Origin of the sequence: Microvirga tunisiensis (genome assembly GCF_009296175.1) — a bacterium.
Taxonomy (GTDB): Bacteria; Pseudomonadota; Alphaproteobacteria; order Rhizobiales; family Beijerinckiaceae; genus Microvirga; species Microvirga tunisiensis.
The window spans coordinates 1-616 of record NZ_VOSK01000964.1; the positions used below are offsets into that span (position 1 = coordinate 1).

A 616-nucleotide genomic window follows, 5' to 3' on the forward strand; every position below is an offset into this window, starting at 1 on the left:
CTGAGGGCTTGAGCGAGATCGGCCGAGACTGGCACAACACGTTCCCTGCGCCCCTTGCCGCGCAGAAGCACCTGGGGCCTGGTCCGGTCGAGCTGGACATCGTCGACATTAACGCCCGTTGCTTCGGTTACCCGGGCGCCGGTGCGGCCGAGAAACAGCAGCAAGGTTCGATCGCGGCGGCCCCGCACGGTCCGTTGATCAGGCGCCGCGACGAGCGCATCCAGCTCCGCGCGCGTGAGGTGATGGGTGATCTCGGTGTGCGCTTTCTTCAGCGGGATGGCGAGGATCCTATGGGCGATGCCAAGCGAGGCGGGGTCGTTGGCGGCGACGTGCTGGAAGAAGGATCGCACCGCCGCCAGCCGCGCATTGCGTGTCTGGACCTTGTTCCCGCGCGAGACCTCCAGGTGATCGAGGAAGGCAAGGATGGTGTCGCGATCCAGGTCGCCGATGGTGAGTTCGCATGGCCCACATCCGGTCCTATCGGCGGCAAACAGGATCAGCATGCGAAGGGCATCCCGATAACTGGCGATCGTTGCTGGCGTGGCATTGCGCTGCCGGGTCATACGATGGCGGAAGAAGGACTCCAACAGCGATGGAAAGGAGAAGCGGCCGTTCA

The 616-nt window shown here is 64.8% G+C and carries 1 protein-coding gene; it reads right to left on the reverse strand.

Annotation, left to right across the window (positions count from 1 at the left end; genetic code table 11):
• Window positions 1-587 (reverse strand): tyrosine-type recombinase/integrase (locus FS320_RS44755; protein WP_244627796.1); only part of this gene is annotated, 587 nt, incomplete at its 3' end.
• Window positions 588-616 lie beyond the last annotated feature (29 nt).